The 22256-nt window shown below is 64.6% G+C and carries 20 protein-coding genes; 10 read left to right on the top strand and 10 right to left on the bottom strand.

All coding sequences use genetic code 11. The features are described from left to right. Positions 1-73 precede the first annotated feature (73 nt). The 3 genes from IG197_RS15165 to IG197_RS15155 are packed head-to-tail and all read right to left on the bottom strand — an operon-like array spanning position 74 to position 5812. Positions 74-3415, bottom strand: coding sequence for an error-prone DNA polymerase (locus IG197_RS15165; RefSeq protein ID WP_192312996.1), 3342 nt, complete (start codon positions 3413-3415; stop codon positions 74-76). Continuing rightward, positions 3412-4884, bottom strand: coding sequence for a DNA polymerase Y family protein (locus IG197_RS15160; protein ID WP_182574044.1), 1473 nt, complete (start codon positions 4882-4884; stop codon positions 3412-3414). The genes IG197_RS15165 and IG197_RS15160 overlap by 4 nt, the downstream gene beginning before the upstream one ends. Further along, the gene (locus IG197_RS15155; protein WP_192312993.1) at positions 4826-5812 is read right to left on the bottom strand and encodes an ImuA family protein; all 987 of its coding nucleotides are present in this window, start codon (positions 5810-5812) and stop codon (positions 4826-4828) included. The genes IG197_RS15160 and IG197_RS15155 overlap by 59 nt, the downstream gene beginning before the upstream one ends. 190 nt (positions 5813-6002) lie before the next feature. Here IG197_RS15155 and IG197_RS15150 point away from each other — a divergent pair, with 190 nt between their 5' ends. After that, positions 6003-6425 carry a metallopeptidase family protein gene (locus IG197_RS15150; protein ID WP_067955935.1) on the top strand — a complete coding sequence of 141 codons (423 nt, stop codon included), beginning with the start codon at positions 6003-6005 and terminating at the stop codon, positions 6423-6425. Positions 6426-6440: 15 nt separating this feature from the next. Here the strand turns inward: IG197_RS15150 and IG197_RS15145 are convergent, their stop codons facing one another. Both IG197_RS15145 and IG197_RS15140 read right to left on the bottom strand, forming a co-directional pair. Next, on the bottom strand, positions 6441-6647 hold the full coding sequence (locus IG197_RS15145) for a DUF1737 domain-containing protein (protein ID WP_067955933.1): 207 nt from the start codon (positions 6645-6647) through the stop codon (positions 6441-6443). 13 nt (positions 6648-6660) lie between these two features. After that, the gene (locus IG197_RS15140) at positions 6661-7551 is read right to left on the bottom strand and encodes a CoA ester lyase (protein ID WP_192312991.1); all 891 of its coding nucleotides are present in this window, start codon (positions 7549-7551) and stop codon (positions 6661-6663) included. Positions 7552-7648: 97 nt separating this feature from the next. Here IG197_RS15140 and IG197_RS15135 point away from each other — a divergent pair, with 97 nt between their 5' ends. Together IG197_RS15135 and IG197_RS15130 are read left to right on the top strand one after the other, a co-directional pair. Further along, a complete protein-coding gene (locus IG197_RS15135; RefSeq protein WP_192312988.1) occupies positions 7649-8818 on the top strand; it encodes an FAD-binding oxidoreductase in 1170 nt (389 codons plus the stop codon). A 373-nt stretch (positions 8819-9191) separates the two neighbouring features. Beyond that, entirely contained in the window at positions 9192-12053 is a 2862-nt protein-coding gene (locus IG197_RS15130; protein WP_192312985.1) for an autotransporter outer membrane beta-barrel domain-containing protein, read from the top strand. A 145-nt stretch (positions 12054-12198) separates the two neighbouring features. Here IG197_RS15130 and pepT read toward each other — a convergent pair whose 3' ends face one another. Both pepT and IG197_RS15120 read right to left on the bottom strand, forming a co-directional pair. Further along, positions 12199-13440, bottom strand: a complete 1242-nt coding sequence (pepT, locus tag IG197_RS15125) for a peptidase T (RefSeq protein ID WP_192312982.1) — start codon at positions 13438-13440, stop codon at positions 12199-12201. Between the two features lie 171 nt (positions 13441-13611). Continuing rightward, positions 13612-14472 carry an alpha/beta fold hydrolase gene (locus IG197_RS15120; protein ID WP_192319780.1) on the bottom strand — a complete coding sequence of 287 codons (861 nt, stop codon included), beginning with the start codon at positions 14470-14472 and terminating at the stop codon, positions 13612-13614. Positions 14473-14675: 203 nt separating this feature from the next. Here IG197_RS15120 and IG197_RS15115 point away from each other — a divergent pair, with 203 nt between their 5' ends. Further along, the gene (locus IG197_RS15115) at positions 14676-15692 is read left to right on the top strand and encodes a GlxA family transcriptional regulator (RefSeq protein WP_192312979.1); all 1017 of its coding nucleotides are present in this window, start codon (positions 14676-14678) and stop codon (positions 15690-15692) included. 75 nt (positions 15693-15767) lie between these two features. Further along, the gene (locus tag IG197_RS15110; RefSeq protein WP_083948366.1) at positions 15768-16442 is read left to right on the top strand and encodes a hypothetical protein; all 675 of its coding nucleotides are present in this window, start codon (positions 15768-15770) and stop codon (positions 16440-16442) included. 74 nt (positions 16443-16516) lie between these two features. Here IG197_RS15110 and IG197_RS15105 read toward each other — a convergent pair whose 3' ends face one another. Beyond that, a complete protein-coding gene (locus tag IG197_RS15105) occupies positions 16517-16759 on the bottom strand; it encodes a DUF1127 domain-containing protein (RefSeq protein ID WP_182574047.1) in 243 nt (80 codons plus the stop codon). Positions 16760-16946: 187 nt separating this feature from the next. Here IG197_RS15105 and IG197_RS15100 point away from each other — a divergent pair, with 187 nt between their 5' ends. Further along, the gene (locus tag IG197_RS15100; RefSeq protein WP_192312976.1) at positions 16947-17732 is read left to right on the top strand and encodes a DUF2189 domain-containing protein; all 786 of its coding nucleotides are present in this window, start codon (positions 16947-16949) and stop codon (positions 17730-17732) included. A gap of 58 nt (positions 17733-17790) precedes the next feature. Here IG197_RS15100 and IG197_RS15095 read toward each other — a convergent pair whose 3' ends face one another. Then, on the bottom strand, positions 17791-18249 hold the full coding sequence (locus IG197_RS15095) for a carboxymuconolactone decarboxylase family protein (RefSeq protein WP_192312974.1): 459 nt from the start codon (positions 18247-18249) through the stop codon (positions 17791-17793). 127 nt (positions 18250-18376) lie between these two features. Between IG197_RS15095 and IG197_RS15090 the strand changes: the two genes are divergently transcribed. The 4 genes from IG197_RS15090 (at position 18377) to IG197_RS15075 (ending at position 21921) form a co-directional block, all read left to right on the top strand. Continuing rightward, the gene (locus IG197_RS15090; protein WP_192312971.1) at positions 18377-19249 is read left to right on the top strand and encodes a sigma-70 family RNA polymerase sigma factor; all 873 of its coding nucleotides are present in this window, start codon (positions 18377-18379) and stop codon (positions 19247-19249) included. Between the two features lie 194 nt (positions 19250-19443). After that, complete coding sequence (locus IG197_RS15085) at positions 19444-20883, top strand: FAD-binding oxidoreductase (protein WP_192312968.1); 1440 nt, start codon at positions 19444-19446, stop codon at positions 20881-20883. 181 nt (positions 20884-21064) lie between these two features. After that, a complete protein-coding gene (locus IG197_RS15080) occupies positions 21065-21406 on the top strand; it encodes a helix-turn-helix transcriptional regulator (RefSeq protein WP_067955913.1) in 342 nt (113 codons plus the stop codon). A gap of 26 nt (positions 21407-21432) precedes the next feature. Next, positions 21433-21921 carry an SRPBCC family protein gene (locus tag IG197_RS15075; protein WP_067955911.1) on the top strand — a complete coding sequence of 163 codons (489 nt, stop codon included), beginning with the start codon at positions 21433-21435 and terminating at the stop codon, positions 21919-21921. A gap of 26 nt (positions 21922-21947) precedes the next feature. Here IG197_RS15075 and IG197_RS15070 read toward each other — a convergent pair whose 3' ends face one another. Continuing rightward, the gene (locus IG197_RS15070) at positions 21948-22253 is read right to left on the bottom strand and encodes a hypothetical protein (protein ID WP_246765156.1); all 306 of its coding nucleotides are present in this window, start codon (positions 22251-22253) and stop codon (positions 21948-21950) included. Positions 22254-22256: the final 3 nt, after the last annotated feature.

The following is a 22256-nucleotide window of genomic DNA, read 5'->3' as shown; positions in this document are numbered from 1 at the left end:
GAATGATCGACGGACACGCCTTGCCGCCCGGCACGGTTCGCCATTTGCCTGCGCTCTTCCCCCCCTCCATCCGCTATTGAAAGTTGCGGCCCTTGGGCATGACGCTGCTCGCCTCGCGGGCCAGCGTTTCGTAGCTCTGCAGCATGCGCGGGTCACGTGCGGCCTTGTCGGCGGAACTGGCCCGTCCCTCCGCAATCGGCCGGTTGCTTTGGTCGGCAGTTGCCTGCAGTTCCTCCGACATCGTCGCCAGCCAATGCGTCCAGTCCTCCATATTGTCGGCAACGATATGGATGACACCGGATTCCTTCTGCAGCTTGCCGGTGACGCGGATGAACTTCGATCCCATGATGACAGGCCGGAAGCGCTCGAAGACACGTGCCCAGACGACGATGTTGGCGATCGAATGCTCGTCCTCCAGCGTGAGGAAGATGGCATTGCCTTTACCCGGTCGCTGGCGAACCAGCACCAGCCCGGCGACGGAGACCCGCCGCCCGTCGGGTACATCACCGAGCCGGGCATTGGGTGTGATGCCGGCACGGTCGAGATGGTGCCTGAGGAAGGCCACCGGATGCGCCTTCAGCGACAGGCCGAGCGAGCGGTAGTCGTGAATGACATGTTCGCCGAGCGGCATTGACGGCAAGTGTGTTTCTGGTTCGTTGTCGCCCAGTTGCACTTCGGGACGGTCGAACAGCGGCAGCATCTCGGCGGCACTCTTGCCATCGAGTGCCCGCACCGCCCACAGCCCCGCCCGCCTGTCGACGCCGATGGAGCGGAAGGCGTCCGCCTGGGCGAGAAGCTCGATCTCGCCGACATCGAGCCCAGAGCGCAGCCAGACATCGCGCACCGAGACGTAGCCCTTGCCACGCCGCGCAGCAAACTGCTCCATCCTGGCTTTGCTCAGCCCCTTGATCTGGCGGAAGCCGAGCCGGACGGCATGGCTGGTCCTGATGACATCCCGCATTTCGGCGTGGCGTTGCTGGATGCGTTTTGGGTCGAAGCCCGAACGCTCGAGCGTACAGTCCCAGACGGAATGGTTGACGTCGATCTGGCGAATTTCGACGCCGTGATCCTGTGCATCGCGCACCAGCTGTGCCGGCCGGTAGAAGCCCATCGGCTGCGCGTTCAGGATCGCCGCGCAGAACACGTCTGGATAGTAGGCCTTGAACCAGCATGAGGCGTAGACGAGCAATGCGAAGGCCGCGGCATGGCTCTCGGGAAAACCATACTCGCCAAAACCCTCGATCTGCTTGAAGCAACGCTCGGCGAAGTCGCGCTGGTAGCCCCTGTCGACCATTCCCTGGATCATGCGGTCGCGGTAATTGCCGATCGTGCCGGTGCGCTTGAAAGTCGCCATCGCGCGCCTGAGCTGGTCGGCCTCGCCGGGCGTGAAGCCGCCGGCGACGATAGCGATCTTCATTGCCTGCTCCTGGAACAACGGCACGCCCAGGGTCTTGCCCAGGATGTCCTCAAGCTCCGGTTTGGGAAAGCCGTGCGCTTCCTTGCCCTGTCGGCGCCTGAGATAGGGATGCACCATGTCGCCCTGGATCGGGCCGGGACGGACGATCGCCACTTCGATGACAAGATCGTAGAATTTGCGTGGCCTCAGCCGCGGCAGCATCGACATCTGCGCCCGGCTCTCGATCTGGAAGACGCCGAGCGTGTCGGCCCGGCAGATCATGTCATAGACCTTGGGGTCCTCCGGCGGCAGCGTCGCCAGCTCGAACGGACGGCCATGTCGGTCACGCTCGTCGTAATGCGCCTCAAGCAGGTTGAAGGCCTTGCGCAGGCAGGTCAGCATGCCCAGCGCCAGAACATCGACCTTCAAGATGCCGACGGCGTCGAGGTCGTCCTTGTCCCATTCCACCATCTTGCGCTCGTCCATCGCCGTCTTGACGATCGGCACGATCTCGTCGAGCCGGTCTCTGGTGATGACGAAACCGCCGACATGCTGGGACAGATGGCGCGGAAAGCCCATGATCTCATTGGCGCGGTCGATGACATGCCGGGTCACCGGGTCGGCCTTGTCGAGGCCGCCGGCCGTCGCTTCCTTCTCGCCCAGTTCCGACGAATACCAACCCCAGATCGAGCCGGACATGGCGCCCCTGACGTCATCCGACAGACCCATCGCCTTGGCGACTTCGCGCAGCGCCGAGCGACCGCGATAGGTGACGACGGAAGCCGCGAGCGCGGTGCGCTTGGCGCTGTATCTTTCGTAGATGAATTCGATCACCTCGTTGCGCCGCTCGTGCTCGAAGTCGACGTCGATATCCGGCGGCTCGCCACGTTCCTCCGAAATGAAGCGCTCGAACAGCACATCGACGATATCGGGTCCGACATCGGTGATGCCGATGCAGAAGCAGATGACAGAATTGGCAGCGGAGCCGCGCCCCTGGCAGAGGATGCCCCTCGAACGGGCGAACTTCACAATCTCGTGGACGGTGAGGAAATAGCGGGCGTAATTGAGCTTTTCGACGATGTCGAGCTCATGCCGGATGATGCCCTGAACCTTTTCCGAAACGCCGTCCGGGTAGCGCTTTTTGGCACCCTCCCAGGCCAGCCGTTCCAATTCCGCCTGCGGTTCGAGGCCGGATTCCGTCGGTTCGTCGGGGTAATTGTATTTGAGCTCGCTCAGCGAGAAATGCAGGCTTTCGGCAAAGCGCAACGTCTCGGCCAGGGCCTCCGGGTGGTTGCGGAAAAACCTTGCCATATCGACAGGCGGCTTGAGGTGGCGTTCGGCATTCGCCTTGAGCTCGAAACCGACCTCGGCAACAGGCACGCTGAGGCGGATTGCCGTCAGCACATCCTGCAGCGGGCGCTGGTCCGGTGCATGGTAGAGCGCATCATTGGTCGCCATCAGCGGTATGCCTGCCATGGCGGCCATGGTAGCGGCCTGCTCGATCCTGAAGCGGTCGTCCCCACCGAAATTCGGAGCGACCGCGAGCCACAAGGAAGTGCCGAAGCGCTCCTTGAGACTGCGCAGAAGCGCAACGTCATCTTCCCTGGCGACCGCGACGTCGGGCAGGATGGCAAGCGACAGCAGGTCGCCCCACTCGAAAAGATCTTCCCGATAGAGAAGCGGCGCACCCTTTTCGCTCTCATCCCGGGCATTGGCCTGGGTAAGCATGCGGCACAGATGTCCCCAACCTTTGCGATCCCTGGGGTAGGCGAGCATGTCGGGCGTACCGTCGGCGAAAACCAGGCGGCATCCCGGGTGGTAGGCCAGCCCTTCCGTCTCCGCCATCTTCCACGCGCGGACGACACCAGCCACCGTATTGCAATCTGCAAGGCCGATGGCAGAAAGCCCCAGGAATTTCGCCGCGATCACCAGCTCTTCCGGAGCGGAAGCCCCGCGCAGAAAGGAGAAATTCGACTGGATGCCGAATTCGGCATAGCTGGCAGCGACGACCATGTTCATGCAAAGACCCCGTGCAGGAACCAGCGCGGCACCGCCTGCGCATTGTAGAGGCCCTGCCGGTAGAGCCAGTAGCGGCGGCCCTCGGCGTCCTCGATGCGGTAATAGTCGCGCGTCGGCGCATCGGCCGCCTGGCGCCACCATTCGGGCGCGATGCGCTCGGGCCCTTCCGCCCGCGCCACGCGATGCAACGCCCGGCGCCAGCGGAAATTGAGCGGCGGACCATCGGGAATCTCGGTCGCCGGAACATCGATTGGTTCAGGCTGCCGGAACAGGCGAATGGGGCGGTCGGGCAACCGGAGCCGCCTGGTAGCTTGCTGCGCCGCTCTGGCAGGACGCTCGGCTCCGTCCTTGCGGGCCTCTTCCTGGGCATAGGGCCGGGCGGAGGCGGCACGTTCCGGCAAATGGCTCTCGACCGGGATCGCTTCGAGCACCGCAGCTTCGCCAAGGCGTGCACTGATGCGATCGGCAAAGATCGCCAGTTCTTCGCCGCCATCCTCCACCACCTCGCCGGCAAGATCGGCCTGGCGCGCGTCGAAGCGGGCCGTCGACAGGGCAGAGAGACGCACGAGGTCGAAGCCGTAGCCGGCATCGATTGTCTCGCCGAGTGCCGCCAGCCGCTCATGAAACAGCCGGCGCACCAGTACCGGCTCGCGGATGGGGCGTGAGGCCCCGACAGTTATGCGGCTGACCATGCCGTCGACCCTGAACAGCAGCAGTTCGAGCGCGCGTGCGCCCTCTTCCCGGCGCTCGAGATCGACCTTGAGGGTGGCAGCAAGCAGGCCGATCAGCCGCTCGATGTCGTCGATGAGCGACAGCGGGTCGGCGAGATGGCGCTCGACCGAAAGCGGGGCGACAGGAAGGCGCGGTGAGATCGCCTCCTCGAGCCGACCCAACGCCTGGTCGAGGCGCTCGATGAGCTCTGCCCCGAAGCGACGGACAAGTGGCGCGCGCGGCCCGTCCATGATCGCGCCGACGCTGCGCAGCCCGACGCTTTCGAGGCTCGCCTTCGTCCTGGCATCGATCCTCAGCGCCGACAGTGGCAAGCGCGCGAGAAATTTGCGTTCGTTGCCCGGGGCCAGGATTTGACCCGTGGCAAAACGTGCCGTTGCCCATGCAGCACCAGGCGTCGAGGCAAGACCGGCGCGCACGTCGAAACCCTGGTGGAAAAACCGCGCCATCAGATCGGCAAGCAGCGCCTTTTCGCCGCCGAAGAGGTGAGCGCAGCCTGAAATGTCCAGGAACAGTCCGTTTTCACCGTCGATTGCGACAAGCGGCGTGTAGCGGTCGCACCAGTCGGCAAGTCCTTCGAGCAACCGGCGGTCGGCCTCGGGATCGGCTTCGACGACATCGATGTCGGGGTGCATGGCGCGCGCCTCGGCGATGCCCATGCCCGGCTTCAAGCGAAGCGCCTCAGCCCGTGCGTCGAGGCCGGCGATGCGCTGGGTGTTGTTCTCGCGGTGGCTGATCACCAGCGGCTTCAACGGCTGCGGGCTTGAACGCCAGGACCGCCCCAGCCTGCGCCGGAGGATGCGTTCGGCCGCGAGATGGGGAAACCACAGCGATACGATTCTCTGGGCTTCGTTCTGCGAGGGTGCGTGCATCGAGGTTCCATTCCAGAATGAAGCTGCCGGGAAGAGCCGTGCGGCTCTTGCCAATCTCGACAGCGAAGGCGGGAGCTGCGATCGAACCGGCCAGCGGCCCGAGAAGCGTTTGCCGCAAGGTGGCCGGCGCCGGCGAGATGACCAGCCGGACGGGGGCTGCCGTTGGTTCCGGCTCGGCCGACTGGCGCAGCAGGAGGACGGGCCGGCCGCTGTCCTGCGCCCGGCGGTGCAGGCGCCGCGTCGCCGTGAGGTCGACAATGCGCGGGTTGCCGCGCAATTCGACGACGACGGCTGCTATCTCCTCGATGCGGGCTGCTTCTTCGGCGATCCACAGCACGTCGGCGGCCTTCGGCGCCTCGGCAAGCAGCAGGCTTTCGGCCGGTATGCCGAAGAAGCTGGCGAGGCCCGGTGCGTAGGGCAACCCTGCCTCGCGGAACATCTCTGTGGTACCGACCCACAGCACCAGGTCGCTGGGCCGCGACCGCTCCTTCAGCATGCCGCTGACGAGCGCCAGCGCCAGCCCCGCGGCAGCCCCCGCATTGCGGGTTTCGGTGCCATGGATCTCGGTCAGCGCCGCCTTCGGCAGGCCGCCGCCAAGCACCTCGTCGAGCCTCTCGACACCGGTCGGCAGGAAGAAGTCACGCGCCGAGGCGTGGCCGTTGCGGCGGACCAGCAGCCCCGCGACCGGCTGGCCGTCGGCAGGCAAGACCAGCCTCTCAGCCAGTGTTCCCTCGATCTTGGCTATCTTCTGACGCAAGGCAAAAACGACATCCCGCGCCACGGCGCTGGTCGCCATGTCGATCTGCTTTCCCTGTTGTTCCCGTTATGTTCCTATAGATTCCAGAGGCGCCCTGGAGAGTCAAGCCGATTCAAGGAGAATTTATTCCTCTCCTCTCCTTCTGCTGTCGCCGCTAATTTGGCGCCCGAGCGGCAAAGGCCTCGTAAGCGCGGCGGCAAAGGGCTATATGCCCCCAAAAGGACAAAGAATGGCCCGCATTTACAAGACCCGCGCCTGGCACGACCAGCTTTCGCCCTCGATCGAGGAGATGGAGCTTCTGGCGCTCGAAGCCTATGCGCATCTGCCGGAAGAGTTTCGCCAGCTGACCGGCGAGGTCGTCATTCAGTTGGCCGAATTCCCGACCGACGAGATCATGGACGACCTGTCGCTGGAAACGCCGTTCGACCTGCTCGGCCTGTTCGAGGGCCGCGGCATCGCCGAGCGCTGGAACCCGCAGACCGGCGAAGGCCCCAACCGCGTCACACTCTACCGCCGCGCCATTCTCGACTACTGGGCCGAAAACGAAGAGACGCTGGGCGACATCGTCACCCATGTGCTGATCCACGAGATCGGCCACCATTTCGGCCTGTCCGACGAGGATATGGAGCGGTTGGAGGAAGCCGCCGAATAGCGGCAGAACCTGAGATCAGTAGTCGCCGAGCTTGATGTCAGGCGTGTATTCGGCGCCCTCGACATCCTTCACCACCGCCTGCCCGCAGCGCATCGTCCTGGTTTCGGCGTCGAAGGAATAGGTCGGCGAGCCGAACAGGTGCCAGCCCTTGTTCACCGCAGCCGTGACCTTGTGGCAGAAGGTGGCGTCGTCAGGGCCGGTCAGGAAGCGGTAGAGTTTCATGGCGGTGTCCCTTTCAGTGCCTGAGGCTTTCGAGCTGCGCTGCCCGCGCCAGAAGCCGCTCGGCCTCCGCAAGGTGCAGCCTTTCGACCATCTTGCCGCCGAGCGAGATTACACCTGAGGACGTATTCTCAGGAAGCGCGAAGGCATCGACGACGGCGCGCGCTTCGGCAAGTGCCTCGACCGACGGCGAGAACGCCGCATTGGCCGGGCCGATCTGGGCCGGGTGGATGACGGTCTTGCCCGAGAATCCCATGGCGGCGGCCTCGCCGCATTCGGCGGCGAAGGCATCGAGATCGCGGAAATCGTTGGACACGCTGTCGAGCATGTCGACCCCGCCGGCTCGCGCGCAAAGCACCATCTGCATCAGCCAGGGCTGGACATAGCGGCGGTCCGGCGTGAGCCTGACGCCGGTGTCCTTGGCAAGGTCGTTGAGCCCGGCGATCAGGCATGACAGCCGTGCCGAAGGATCGCGGCCGAGCTCGGCGATGGCCGCGAGATTGACCAGCGCCCGCGGCGTCTCGATCATCGCCCAGAGCTTGAGCGTGTCGAGGGCGTCGGCCTCGTCGAGCACGTCATTGGCTTCGAGCAGGTCGCGCGGCGTCTCGATCTTGGGCAGCACAACGCCATCGGTGACCCAGCCGCTGGCGGCAGCAAGATCGTCCGCGCCCCACGGACTTTTCAGCCCATTGATGCGCACGACATATTCACGCGCGCCCGCCGGCCGTTCGGCGAAGAATTTTGCCAGCCTGTCGCGCGCCGCGGCTTTCTGCTCGGGCAGCACGGCATCTTCCAGGTCGAAGATGACGGTGTCGCAGGCAAGCTGCGCAAGCTTGGCGATCGCCTTTTCGTTTGTGGCGGGCACGAACAGCACCGAGCGGCGCGGGCGGGGCAGGGAATGTTGCATCTGGTCTTCTTGCCCGGCAATGCTGGCCCTTGCAAGTCCTTGCCGGACGACGGCGTAACTGCTTTTGTCCTCCATCACAGACATACGGGAACACTCCATGGCACGCTACGACGTGGTCATCACAGGCGGCGCGATCGTCGGCAGCTCGATCGCCTATTATCTGCGCGAGGAGGGTTTTACCGGCTCGATCGCGCTTGTCGAGCGCGACCCGCAATTCGCCCATGCCGCGACCACATTGTCCTGCGCCTCGATCCGCCAGCAATTCTCGATCCCCGAGAACATCCGCCTGTCGCAGTTCACGCTTGGCCTGTTCCGGCGGCTCAAGCAGGAGTTCGGCCCTGACGCCGATATCGGCTTCCGTGAGGGCGGCTACCTGATCCTCGCCGGCGACAGCGGCCTGCCGATCCTCAGGGCGAACCACGAGGCCCAGATGGCCGAGGGTGCCGACATCGTTCTCGAGGACGCCGAGCAGCTGCAGAAACGCTTCTCCTGGATCTCGACCGAGGGCATTTCCGCCGGCGCCTATGGGCTGTCAGGCGAAGGCTGGTTCGACGCCCACGCCATGCTCGGCCTGTTCCGCAAGGCGCTGAAGACCAAAAACATCGACCTGATCACCGCAGAGGTGACGGGCATCGAGCGTGTCGGCAACCGCGTCGCGGCGGTCACGCTTGCCAATGGCGAGCGGCTGGAGGCCGGCACGCTGTTCAACGCCGCCGGGCCGAATGCCGGCAAGGTGTCCGCCATGGCTGGGCTGGTGTTGCCGGTCGAGCCGCGCAAGCGCAACGTCTTCGTCTTCGAAGCGCGCGAAAAATTCGCCGACATGCCGCTGATGGTCGACCCCTCCGGCGTCTATGTTCGCCCCGAAGGTTCGGTCTACATCACGGGCGGCGCCGAGAGCGAGGATGGCGAACTGGCCGCCGACCCCAAGGATTTCAACCCCGACTGGGGCCTGTTCGAGGAGATGATCTGGCCGGTGCTGGCCACCCGCGTTCCGGCCTTCGAGGCGATCAAGGCGACGCAGGCCTGGGTCGGACACTACGACTACAACGCGCTCGACCAGAACGCCGTCATCGGCCCGCATCCCGAGGTTCAGAACTTCATCTTCGCCAACGGCTTTTCCGGCCACGGCCTGCAGCAGGCGCCGGCGGTCGGCAAAGCGCTGGCCGAGCTTCTGGTCCACGGCGCCTACCGCACCATCGACTGCTCAGCCTTCGGCTATCAGCGCATCGCGGAGGGGCGACCGTTCCGCGAACTGAACGTGATTTAGGTATTTTGCTGCAGCCAACCTCCTGGCGTAGAGCTTCATCTGCGCCAACTTATGGGGAGGTTGGTTCCTCCGCCCATGCCGTGAGGAGCCCTGGCCATGAAAAGCGCCCTCGGTGTCCCGATAGTGGTTTTCGCTGGTCTGCGAAGTGCCCAAGAACTCACCCTATGGGTGACAGAGCCTCTTTGAGCTTTGTGCGCCTGGCAATGCCAAACATCAGTCAGGCAAATCCGATTTGCTGGGCTTTATGTATCAGAGCTGAACAGATAAGAATTCATTAAGTCTCTCTGACAAGCGGAACCGGCTTTTCCTTGCCAAAGAAGCTTCTATCGATTTCAACGTAACAAATCTCAGGCAGTGCATACAGGGAATTGGAATGATGCAGTCTTACGCGGACGGGGGCGCACCGGGTACCAAATCAACCAGAAATTACAAGCTTCTTTCGGGCGTCTGCATGACCGCCCTTGCCATAGCCTTCCCAACGCCAGCGGCACGGGCGGCGAGTTTCGAGGCGTCCAGCCAGACGGAACTCTACCAGGCGATCGTCGACGCCGAGGCGCACGGCGATGCAGCCTCGACCATCACGCTGACCGGCAGCTTCTCCCTCAATAGCTCGCTACCGGCCATTTCAGGCAAGAACATCACCATCGCCACAGGCACCAACACGCTCTCTTACAACCCCGCCGTGTCGTTCAACGTCACGACCGGCGCGAGTCTGACGCTCACGGGCAATATCTTGGGCAGTGGCGTCCTGAACCCTGGCGTGCTCAGCAAGGTTGGCGGTGGACAACTCACCATCAGTGGGGCGACCGGCACCGGCATCACCAGAATCGGCCTTGGCGCGGGGCACACCCTCCTCAACGGCGGCAGCCGGGTCACATTCGGCTCCTCCGCCGGCGGAACCGTGTCGCAATTGGATATTGCCGGCGGGGCCGGCCAAGTGGCGAGCCTGACGATATCGGGTCAGGGCACCCGGCTGGTCGCGACGGGAACCGACCCGAATGACTTGAGCGGCGGCGCCGGAAGCCAATCGGCCCTGACCATTGAGGATGGAGCCGTCTACACCACGACGCGGGCCTTAAGAGTTCACACGACAAGTTCGCAGGGTACCGCCACCGTCAACGTGCAAGGTGAAGGTTCGACGCTGGAAGCCGCGTCCTTCATCTCAACCAACGGCACAAGCTACATCAATGTCCTCGACGGCGGCTTGGTCGACATCAGCGGCGCCACCTCCTTCGGTGGCGCCGGAAATGCCAGCTGGTACACAGCACAAGTCATGGCGCAGGTGTCCGGCGAGGGCTCCAGATGGAACTCTGGCGCCATAGCCATGTACCGTGGCTCGCTTTCGATCCTCGACGGCGGCGTCATGACCGGGACGACCGTGAACATCGCGACCGTTCCGGGCAACGTGGTGCCCAACTTCAACGTTCTCGTTTCCGGCGAAGGGTCTGAACTCAGTGGAACCGCGATCAATCTGGGAACCACGGGTACCGGTGTCCTGACCATCGCCAACGGGAGCAGGGTGGTAGTGAATGGAGGTGGCTCGGCGCTCGTGATGGGCGGCCTCGATCCGGACAGCAACGCCACGCTGAACATCGGCGGAGCGGTTGGCCAGGTTGCGACGGGGGCGGGCACACTCGAAGCCTCTGCCATCACCCTCGCGGCCACCGCCGACATCAACTTCAACCACACCGAAGCCGGCTACATCTTTGACCTGCCGATCAACGGCAGCGGCGCGATCAACCAGCTCGCCGGCCGCACCATCTTCAACACCAACCAGACCGGCTTCACCGGCCTTGCCAGCGTTTATGGCGGCGCGCTCGAGGTGAACGGCATGCTCGGCGGCATCATGGACGTCCGAGGAGGCACTCTTGCCGGTACTGGCTCGGTCGGCGACACCCGGAATTTCGCCGGCGGAGCGATCGCTCCCGGGATCAACGGCATCGGCACGCTGACCATCGACGGCAACTACACGGGCAATGGCGGCACCCTTCAGATCGACACCGCCCTCGGCAGCGACTCCTCGCCCACCGATCTTCTCGCCATCACCGGAGACTCGATCCTTGGGACCGGCGCGACGCGGGTCTTCGTCACCAACTTCGGCGGAGCCGGGGCGGAGACCATCGGCGACGGCATCAAGATCGTCGATGTGGCGGGGACATCCGCCGCCAATGCCTTCGTGCTCGGTGCTCCGGCAATCGGCGGGGCCTACCTCTACGGCCTCTTCCAGAACGGCATCGTCGATCCGACAGACGGCGACTGGTATCTGCGTATGACCGATACCCTAGCGCCGACCGTGCCTATCTATGAGAACTATCCGATCGTCTTACTCGGCCTGACCGACCTGCCAACGCTGCAGCAGCGCGTCGGCGACCGCTACTGGCCTGGGGCAAGCGAAGTGGCCGACTCCGCCATGGGTGATGCGGGCCCGCGCAATTTCTGGACGCGAATCGAAGGTGCGCACGGCCATGTCGAAGGGGATTCGTCGGCGGGCGCCTCTTATGACAGCAGCCGCTATCTGGTGCAGGCAGGCATCGACGGTCTGCTAACCGAAAACGGCTCGGGCGTGCTGATTGGCGGCATCAACGCGCAATATGGCCGGGTCAACGCCGCCATCCGCTCCAGCCTCGGCAATGGTACCAATTCGACTGACTCCTATGGCGGCGGCGCGACATTGACCTGGTATGGCAGCAACGGCATCTATGTCGACGGCCAAGCCTCGGTTACCCGCCTCTCGAGCAAACTTGCTGCCGATACTGTCGGCAAGCTCGTCGACGACAATCAAGGCCTTGGCTATGCCTTCAGCATCGAAGCCGGCCGCAAGGTTGCCGTAAGCGGCAACTTGTCGGTGACCCCGCAGGCACAGCTTGCCTACACCTCCGTCGATTTCGACGCGTTCGCCGATCCGTTCGGCGCCAAGGTGTCGCTGGACAGTGGCGACAGCCTGAAAGGACGGATTGGCGTTGCCCTGAACTATGACGCAGGCAGCAGCGCGAGCGGCAGCCATGTCTACGGCATCGCCAATCTCACCTACGAATTCCTGGATGGAACGGCTGTCGATGTGGCGGGTAGCAAGGTCGCGTTCGAACCCGATTCCTTCGGTGTGGAACTCGGTCTTGGCGGCACCTATCGCTGGGCCGGAGGCAAGTACGCCCTGTACGGCGAAGCACTGGCCTCCACCAGTTTCGAGGGCAGTTACGGCTTCAAGGGCACGGTTGGGTTCAGCACCGCGTTCTAGATTCCAAGGAGCACGATGGCCCACCGCTGACGGCGGCGGGCCTTTTCGTTTCAACGTCTTGAAGGCTGCCAGTCCGCTATCGGCCCAAACTGCGACATATGAGCAGGCGATTGCCGCTATTGGCGCAAAGCCAAGCTGGCCGCCCCTACGCCCTCTCCTCCCAAACCCGCGCCAGCTCCACGATCGTCTTCACCGCCTTTTCCATATCCTGGCGGCTGACCCATTCCAGCGGGGAGTGGAAGGCGTGGCCGCCGGCGAAGATGTTGGGGCAGGGCAGGCCCATGAAGGACAGGCGCGAGCCGTCGGTGCCGCCGCGGATGCTGCCGCGCACTGGCTCCATGCCGGCGCGGCGGACGGCTTCGAGGGCGTTTTCGACGATCTCGGGATGGCGGTCGAGCACCACCTTCATGTTGCGGTACTGCTCCTTGACGGTAAAGCTGTAGGAAGAGCCAGGATAGGCTTTCAGCACGTCCTTGACGATGTCTTCGAGCAGTTTTTCCTTGGCGGCGAGGCCCGCTTCGGTGAAGTCGCGCACGATCAGGCTGAGCGCGGCCTTTTCCATCGAGCCCGACAAAGCGGTGGGGTGGAGGAAGCCTTCGCGGCCCTCGGTGGTTTCGGGCGAAAGCTCCTTCGGCAGCCGGTCGACGATGGCGCCAACGATCTTGATGGCGTTTTCCATGCGGCCCTTGGCGAAACCGGGATGGATGGCGACGCCTGAAATGGCGATCTCGACGCCGTCGGCGGAAAAGGTCTCGTCCTCGATATGGCCGGCGGTCTCGCCGTCCATCGTGTAGGCGAACTCGGCGCCGAGCTTGGCGAAGTCGACCTTGTCGACACCGCGGCCGATCTCCTCGTCGGCGGTGAACAAAAGCTTGACCGCGCCGTGCTTGATATCGGGATTGGCGATGAGGAACTGTGCTGCCGTCATGATCTCGGCGATGCCGGCCTTGTCGTCGGCGCCGAGCAGCGTGGTGCCGTCTGTGGTGACGATGTCATTGCCGATCTGGTTCTTCAGCTCGGGATGCTCGGTCATGCGGATGACCTGCTGCGGGTCGCCTGTGAGCCGGATGTCGCCGCCGGCATAGTTGCGGAGGATCTGCGGCTTGACGTTGGTGCCGGTGAAATCGGGCGCGGTGTCCATATGCGAGCAGAAGCAGATGACCGGAACCTGCTTTTGGGTGTTGGCCGGCACCGTGGCGTAAACATAACCATGCTCATCGAGATGGGCATCGCTGAGGCCGATCGCCAGAAGCTCTTCGACAAGCAGGCGGCCGAGGTTCTTCTGCTTCTCGGTCGAGGGCTGGGTCGGCGAGCTCGCATCGGACTGGGTGTCGATGACGACGTAGCGGAGGAAGCGGTCGAGCACGGTGTCGGTGGTGGCGGTCATGTCAGGCTCCAATGCATCGGCGATGCACTGCTATAGCCGCCCGGGCGGATGCCGTGAACGGGTTTCGCGCCTGTTGTGGCCGCTGTCCGCGCGATCGGCGTGGTCTGGCCCAAGGCGCGCCCGGCGGAACCGGCCGCTTCACCGGATGCTTCGGTGCGATGTGCCTGCGCCTCAGCGCGGCGCAGCACTGTTCTTGGCGATTGCCGGGATGATGATGCCCCAGTCGTCCTCATGAAGCTCATGGCCGCCGCCTTCGACGACGACATATGTCGAGCCCTTGACCGCGTCGGCGATCGCCTTGCCATGGACGATCTGGAAGATCGGGTCGGCAGTGCCATGGATAACGGTAAGCGGCACGTTCAGGCCGGGAAGCTTGCCCTTCACCGCTTCGCCGCCGGCGAGCATGAAGTGGTTGGTCGCCGAGAGGTAGCCACCGGAGCGATCGTAGTCACGTTCGATGAAGGAAAGAGTCTTCACCGCGTCATGCGGATGGGTAGTGCTTGCGATCACCCGGGCCTCGCCGGCAATGAAGCCGGTCGCCTGAGCGCGGTCCGACCAGTCGACGCTTTCGCCCGTCGCGGCATGCTCCATGTAAGCAGGGCTCGGCGGCGGCAAGTCGAGATCGAGGCCGATGGGTGTCGTCGACAGAAGCGTCAGCGAGGCGACGCGGCCAGGCGCCGAGAGCGCCAGGATCTGGGCGATCATGCCACCGAGCGACATGCCGACGACATGAGCCTTTTCGATGCCGTAGGCGTCGAGCACGGCGATGGCGTCTTGGGCCATGTCGTCCATCGAATAGGGTGGCTTGCCCGGCGCGAACTTGGTCGACAACCCGGTGTCGCGGTTGTCGTAGCGGATGACATAGCGGCCGCTGGCAGCGATCTGGCGGGAGAAATCCTCCGGCCACCACAGCATCGAGGCCATGGCGCCCATGATCAGCAGGACGGGCGGCGCCGAAGGATCGCCGAAGGCTTCGGTGACAATCTCGACGCCATTGGCACGGACGGTCTTTGTGGTGGTTTCGCTGGCCATCGCCTTACTCCCCGGGGTTGCGCCGAAAACGGCGAGCACTGCTGCGGAGAGCAGGAAGCGGCGCCGGCTGGTCGTGTTGATGTGATCTGGCATTTCGATCTCCTCGCGCCCGCTGGGCGGCTTGGACGGACACTAGGGACGTCGAAGTCGGAGCGCGAGAGCGATACTGGACAAAAACGAGGCATACGTGCCACTGATGGCACATGAAAACCCAGGCCGAACCCCTCCGCATCAGCCTGCTTGCCTTGCCGCAGACGACACCGGCGGCGGTATACGGGCTGTTCGAGGTGCTGTCGGCGGTGGGCTCGATCTGGGACCGGCTGACCGGGCAGCAGACCAGGGCACGGCGCATCTCAGCCGAGATCGTGGCACGAAGCAAGGAGGCGTTCACCTGCGCCATCGGCACACCGATCCAGCCGCATGCGACATTCGCCGACACAGAGAATACCGACGTGGTGATCGTCACCGACCTGGCGCTGCCGCTCGAGGGTGGCGCGGCGCTCGGATGGGGCGATGAGATGGAATGGGTCCGGGCGCAGCTGTCCGCTGGCGCCACCATCTGCTCGGTGTGCACAGGCTCGATCTTCCTCGCCGAGGCGGGGCTGCTCGACGGCAAGGACGCAGCCTCGCATTGGATCGCCGCCGACATCTTCCGCGACAACTATCCCTTGGTGCGATTCCGGCCCGAGCGCATCGTCTGCGACATGGACCCTGAGGGACAGCTGATCACCACAGGCGGCGCGTCGTCCTGGGAAGACCTCGCACTGCACCTGATCGCGCGCTACAGCGGCAGGGAGGAAGCAGCGCGCATCGCAAAAGTGTTCCTGCTCGGCGACCGTAGCGACGGCCAGTTGCCTTTCGCCGCGATGGCCAAGCCCAGGCGCCACGAGGATGCGGCGATCGGCAACTGCCAGCTCTGGATCGCCGACAATTACGCCTGCGCCAATCCGGTGACGCGCATGGTCGCCGAAAGCGGCCTGCCCGAACGCACCTTCAAACGCCGCTTCAAGGCAGCGACCGGCTACACGCCGGTCGACTATGTCCAGTGTCTGCGCATCGAGGAGGCCAAGCAGATGCTGGAGGTAACCACCGAGGCCACCGACACCATCGCCGAGACAGTCGGCTACGAGGATCCGGCGTTCTTCCGCCGGCTGTTCCGGCGCCATACCGGCATTACGCCGGCGCAATACCGGCAGCGGTTTCGCCTGAAGCGGTCGTAGCGGCCACCCGGCCCTTCCCTTCACCCATTCCCGCCGTCATCATGGCGCGCGGATCACTCTGCGAAGGAGCGACGCATGGACTTCATGCGACTGCTGAAATCGATCGAGGAACTGCTCTACGAGGTCGTGTCGTGGCTGCTGTTTTACCCGCTGACGATGTGGCGAGCATTGCGCGACCCCGACAAGATGATGCGCTATGCCAATGTCGAGCTGTCCGACGACGTGGACGAGCAGTACCAGGACACGATGAGCCCGCCGATGTTCCTGCTGCTGACGCTGCTGATCGTGCATGGCCTGGAGCTCGGCTTCATCAGCGATCGTTCCTGGGTGGCGCCGTCGATGCTCGCCAGCGACTCCAACCTTCTGATCTTTCGGGCCGTCGTCTTTAGCGTCTTCCCGCTGCTGATGGCGGTGAAGCTGTTGCGCTTTCGCGGCGCCCGGATCGACAGGGCAACCTTGAAGCCGCCGTTCTACAGCCAGTGTTATGTCGCGGCACCCTTCGCCCTCGGCGTCAGCCTGGCGGGCGTGGTGTGGCGCGTCCACAACAGCACCGCGAGCGTCGCGGCACTGCTGCTGCTGGTCGTTGCCGTCGTCTGGTACGTGGCGGTGGAAACGCGCTGGTTTGCCCGCAATCTCGACCTTGGTCTCGGCCGCGCGCTGCTCAGTGTCGTTGTCAGCGTGCTGCAAGGTGTGGCAGCCATGCTGATCGTCGGCACGGCCATCGCCCTGACGCAGGCGCCAGGGACGTAACGCAACGGCCATCGCCGTCGCGGCATGCCGGCCCGGCGACCGCCACCCCGCGACGTGTTGCCCGCGACGGGTCGTTATCGCATCGATTGCAGTCTGGACATGAGACCAGCCTCGACGTCGAGGCTGGGAATGGCATCAACGGCAGGGTAGCCGATGTCCTTCATCTGCTCCGGGCTGAGTGCCGCGATGATCCGCCTGCTCTGGGCACGGCGATACCACATCTCGGCTGCCGCGATACGGCGTGCAGTTGCCTGGAGGAGCCGGATCGTCAGATCCGCCGTCTGATGTCCGTGGCTGGAATGCACTGAGTAAGCCATCTCGGCCTCCCGTCTCCTGACATGACCCGGCGAGCTTGCCATGCAGGCGTGAGTGCAGCGTGTTCGGCGCGTGAACGAGACGTCTAATGCGGAAACACTCCCGCTTGATCTCGATCAATGCGGGAAGTCGCATTGCCGCGCAGATAGATCGCTGCGGTCGGATGCAGCGCGGGACGAGGGAGGACGAATGGCGGATATGGACACCTACGCCAAGCGACCGGCTAGGCCGCCGGAAGTGCGCGCACTGACCGTAGCCGACATCAGGCAGAGCCTGGCGGAGGGCGCCGCCGACTTCGCCCGGAGCCCGCGCATCGGGCTCGCTATTGCGCTGGTCTTCGTGGTGATCGGCTTGGCAATTACAACGTCCCTGCTGGTGCTGCACGCCCCATGGCTGATCTATCCGTTCGCGATCGGCTTCCCGCTGGTCGGGCCCTTCGCCGCCGTCGGATTCTATGAGGTAAGCCGCCAAATGGAGGCCGGGCATAAGCCAACGCTTGGACAGGTCCTCAACGTGATCTGGGCCCAGCGCCGACGCGAAGTGTCGTGGATGGCTTTCGTCATGCTGTTCGTGTTCTGGGTGTGGATGTACCAGATCAGGCTGCTGATGGCGTTGATTCTCGGCCGCATGTCCTACGCCACGCTCGACCGCTTCGCCGATCTTGTGTTGACCACCAACCAGGGCTGGATCTTCCTCGGTATCGGCCATATCGAGGGCGCGGCACTGGCGCTGGTGCTGTATTCCATCACGGTCATCTCAATCCCGATACTGCTCGACCGCGAAATCGACTTCGTCACCGCCATGCTGACATCGATCCGCGCGGTGCTGGCGAGCCCGCTTGTCATGCTCGGCTGGGGCCTGGTGGTGACGGTTGCGGTGCTGGCAGCCTGCTTGCCCTTTTTTCTCGGCCTCCTGGTGGTGCTGCCGGTGCTGGGCCATGCTACCTGGCATCTTTATCGCCGCGCGGTGGTTTAGCGTACTTGTCCCTCACCCTTCGACAGGCGCAGGATGAGGGAGCGCACGACGTGGATCGTCAGTTCCAGGCAGCACCCGCGACCTGGCGGACCGCGGCGTTGAGGCGGTTCCAGACATTGATCGCCGCTATGCATAGCAGCAGCGCCGAAATCGCCTTCTCGTCGTAGTAGCGCGTCGCCTCTTCCCAGACGTCGTCCGTCACCGGGTCGGACTTGTCGGCGATGCGGGTCACGGCTTCCGTCAGCGCAAGGGCTGCGCGCTCGGCCGGCGTGAACCAAGGCGTGTCGCGCCAGGCGGCGGCGGCGAAGATGCGGTCGTCCTTCTCGCCGAGCTTCCTGAGTTCGAGCGAATGCATGTGAACACAGACGCTGCAGCCGTTGATCTGGCTGGCGCGCAAATGGATCAGCTTGCGCGTCACCTCGGGCAGGCCTTCCTTTTCGGTCGCCTTGTTGAGCGCAAACAGCGCCTGCATGGCATCGGGAAGCAGGATGGCGGGGTTGGTCATACGAGCTTGCATGTGAGTCTTCCTTGTCGGGTTCGGGTCCATTCGATCTTGACGGCGCCGGCCCCGCGACAGTCTCTGTCACATCGGCCGAGTTTCTTTCGTCATGGCCTTGACGGAACAGCAGCAGGGAATGTGACCGATGAACGAAGAAATTTTTCTGGCCGACAAATTCGCCGAGAAGCGCGGGCATCTGCGCGCCGTCGCCTACCGCATGCTGGGCTCGGTCAGCGAGGCCGAGGACGCGGTCCAGGAGACCTGGCTGCGCCTGGCGCGCACCGACACCGACGACATCGACAATCTCTCGGGATGGCTGACGACGGTGGTGGCGCGCGTCTGCCTCGACATGCTGCGCCGGCGCAAGTCGCGGCGCGAGGAGCAGCTCGACACCGAAGGGCCCGACGAAATTGCCGACGATGCCCCTGCCGTCGATCCCGAACGCGAGCTGGCGATGGCCGACGCCGTCGGCCTGGCACTGCTGGTGGTTCTGGAGAAATTGGCGCCGGCCGAGCGCATCGCCTTTGTGCTGCACGACATGTTCGACCTGTCCTTCGATGACATCGCCCCCGTCGTCGAGCGGACGCCGGTCGCGGCGCGGCAGCTGGCGAGCCGGGCCCGGCGCCGGGTCCAGGGCAGCGACGAGGCGCGCGCGCCCGACCGGACGCGCCAGCGGCAGATTGTCGACGCGTTTCTCGCGGCATCGCGCGGCGGCGATTTCGCCGGCTTGCTTGCCGTGCTCGATCCCGACGTCGTGTTCCGCGCCGATGCCGTCGCCGCACATCTCGGTGCCGTTGCCGAACTGCGCGGCGCGCAGGCCGTGGCGCAAAGCTTCAAGGGCCGGGCGCAGGGCGCGCTGCCGGCGCTTGTCGACGGCGCGATCGGCCTGCTGGTCGCCCCGATGGGCAAGCTCCGTGTCGTGCTGATGCTCAGGCTCAACGGCGACAGGATCGTCGGCATCGACGCCGTCGCCGATCCGGACCGGCTGGCACAGCTGGATCTGGCTTTGCTCGACTAGTCGGTAGAACCCTGCCTTCCAAAGATCGGTGGGCCGCGCGTGCCACAAGGCGCGCAGCCGATGCCGGCGATCCGGCAAAACCCATCACTTTCCCGCAACATGGGCACTCTTGCCTTGCTGCCGCCGGATCGCAGGCGCAGAATTGCCTGGCACGGCGGATGAGGAGGCCTTTTCTCTGAGCGGAGGAAAGCTCCATGAACGACCTGAACCTCACGACCCTTGACGGCGGGCTGGCGACGGTGAGCGCGCCTGTCCTCGATGCTTTCGCAGCAAGCCTGCGCGGCCAAGTGCTGAATGCCGGCGATGCCGGCTATGACGAGGCGCGTACGGTCTGGAACGCCATGATCGACCGTCGCCCCGGCCTTGTCGTGCGCTGCGTCGGCGCCAGCGACGTTATCGCCGCAGTCAAGTTCGCGCGCGACAACAAGCTGCTCGTCTCGGTACGCGGCGGCGGCCACAACATCGCCGGCAGCGCCGTGTGCGACGGCGGCATGATGATCGACCTGTCGCAGATGAGGTCGGTTCGCGTCGACAGGGTGGCGCGGCGAGCCTGGGTCGAGCCGGGTGCCATCCTCGCCGACGTCGACAAGGAAACGCAGGCGTTCGGCCTTGCGGTGCCGACCGGCATCAACTCGACGACGGGCATTTCAGGACTGACGCTGGGCGGCGGCTTCGGCTGGACGACACGCAAGCTCGGCCTGACCATCGACAATCTGCTGTCGGCCGACGTGGTGACTGCGGATGGCGAGCTTGTGCGGGCAAGCACGGCCGAGCATCCCGACCTGTTCTGGGCGATACGCGGCGGCGGCGGCAATTTCGGCGTCGTCACCGCCTTCGAGTTCAAGCTGCATAAGCTCGGCCCGCAGGTGCTGTCGGGGCTTGTCGTGCACCCGTTCGACGAGGCCAAGTCGGTGCTACGGCAATATCGCGAAGCGCTCGAGGACGCGCCCGACGAGCTGACCTGCTGGACGGTGATGCGGCAGGCGCCGCCGCTGCCGTTCCTGCCGGCGCAATGGCACGGCAAGGAGGTGCTGGTGCTGGCGATGTGCTGGTGCGGCGAACTCGAGGCCGGCGAGAAGGCGACCGCTGCCTTGCGCGGCATCGGCCAGCCGATCGTCGACGTCGTCGGGCCGAACCCGTTCGCCGGATGGCAGATGGCGTTCGATCCGCTGCTTGCGCCCGGCGCGCGCAACTACTGGAAGAGCCACGACTTCATCGATCTGGAAGATACCACCATCGACATGCTCGACAGCGCGATCCGTGCCTTGCCGGGGCCGGAATGCGAAATCTTCGTCGGCCATGTCGGCGGCGCTGCCGGGCGGGTGGCGACCGATGCGACGGCATTTCCGCAGCGCAATTCGCACTTCGTCATGAACGTGCATGCGCGCTGGCGCGAAGCGTCGATGGACAAGGCCTGCATCGGCTGGGCCCGCAACATCTATGAAGCAACGCGGCCGCAGGCTGTCGGCACCGCCTACATCAACTTCATGCCGGCTGATGAGGCCGATCGTGTCGAGGCGGCTTATGGCGCCAACTACAGCAGGCTGCTCGAAGTGAAGCGCAAATACGACCCCGACAACATGTTCCGCATGAACCAGAACGTTCACGCCAAGAAGACGCGCAAGGCGGCGTGACGCGTTTCTGCCGCCTGCGCTGAGAGCCCACGGCACGGACGTGCTCGACGAGGCCCCCACCCTGGATCCCTCTCAAAAAGGGGAGGGATAGGTCGGCGTTGCGCCTGCCTTTTCTCGGCCAAGCTTGACGGGCTCTCTCATTCTATATAACCTTTCAGTTATAGAATGAGAGAGCAGCGCCATGACTCCGTCCGAACGCCTTGACGCGACCTTTACCGCACTGGCCGATCCGACACGGCGGGCGATCCTGGCGCGACTGATGACGGGCGAGGTTTCGGTGATGGAGCTGGCCGAACCCTTTGCCATGAGCCAGCCGGCGATTTCAAAACATCTCAAGGTGCTGGAGCGCGCCGGGCTGATCTCGCGCGGCCGCGACGCCCAGCGCAGGCCTTGCCGCATCGAGGGCGAGGCGCTGGCAGAAGTGACCGGGTGGCTCGACGAGTACCGAAAGGTCTGGGAGGGCAACTACAAGCGTCTCGACGCGCTGCTCGCTGATCTGCAGGCGAACCAGGGCAAAGCCTGAAGCGGAAGCGAGGAGAAGAAACGACGATGAGCCACAGGCTGGAAGTGACGACGCCGAGCGACCGTGAGATCGCCATGACGCGTGTGTTCGACGCGCCGCGCGAGCTGGTGTTCGACTGCTGGACGATTCCCGCATTGCTGAAACGCTGGATGACCGGGCCCGACGGCTGGTCGTTTGCCGTCTGCGAGATCGACCTCAGCGTCGGCGGCACGTATCGCTTCGTCTGGCGCCATGACGACGGCCGCGACATGGGCATGACCGGGACCTATCGCGAGATCGCCCGGCCGGAAAGGATCGTCAGCGTCGAGCTGTTCGACATGGACTGGACCGACGGCGAGGCGCGCTCGACCCTGGTGCTGACCGAAAGGGACGGCCGCACCATTTCGGTCAACACCGTGCTCTACAGCTCCCGCGAGGCCAGGGACGGCGCGATCGCCATCGGCATGGCCAGGGGCGTCGAGGCCGGATACGACAGGCTCGACGGGGTGCTGGCCGAGCAAGTGGCAGCGCGATAGCTCGGGGGCTGACGGGCGACGGTCGCTCAGCGGCAGACGCGGCGATAGATGTTGCCGTAGAGCTCGATCTGGCAGTTCGACTTCATCACCGGAATTTCGGGCCGCTGCATCTGCGGTATCACGATCTGGCGGTCCTGCTCACGCAGCCGCTGCTGCTCGGCCTGGAAATCGGCGCGGCCCTGCCGGCTTTGCAGGATCTGCAGCTCGTTGATGCGCCCTTCGCGGGCAAGCTGGTTTTGGTCGGGCTGGCCAGGCAGGTCGATGCCATGCGCCTGCATTGCGCCGGCAAGCAGAATGCCGGCCACCATCAGAGCCCGTTTCGATCTCACCATCTT

Source organism: Aminobacter sp. SR38 (genome assembly GCF_014843375.1).
Lineage (GTDB): Bacteria > Pseudomonadota > Alphaproteobacteria > Rhizobiales > Rhizobiaceae > Aminobacter > Aminobacter ciceronei.
The sequence above is the reverse complement of the archived record's forward strand: the minus strand, read 5'-3'. Positions and strand labels throughout refer to the sequence as shown.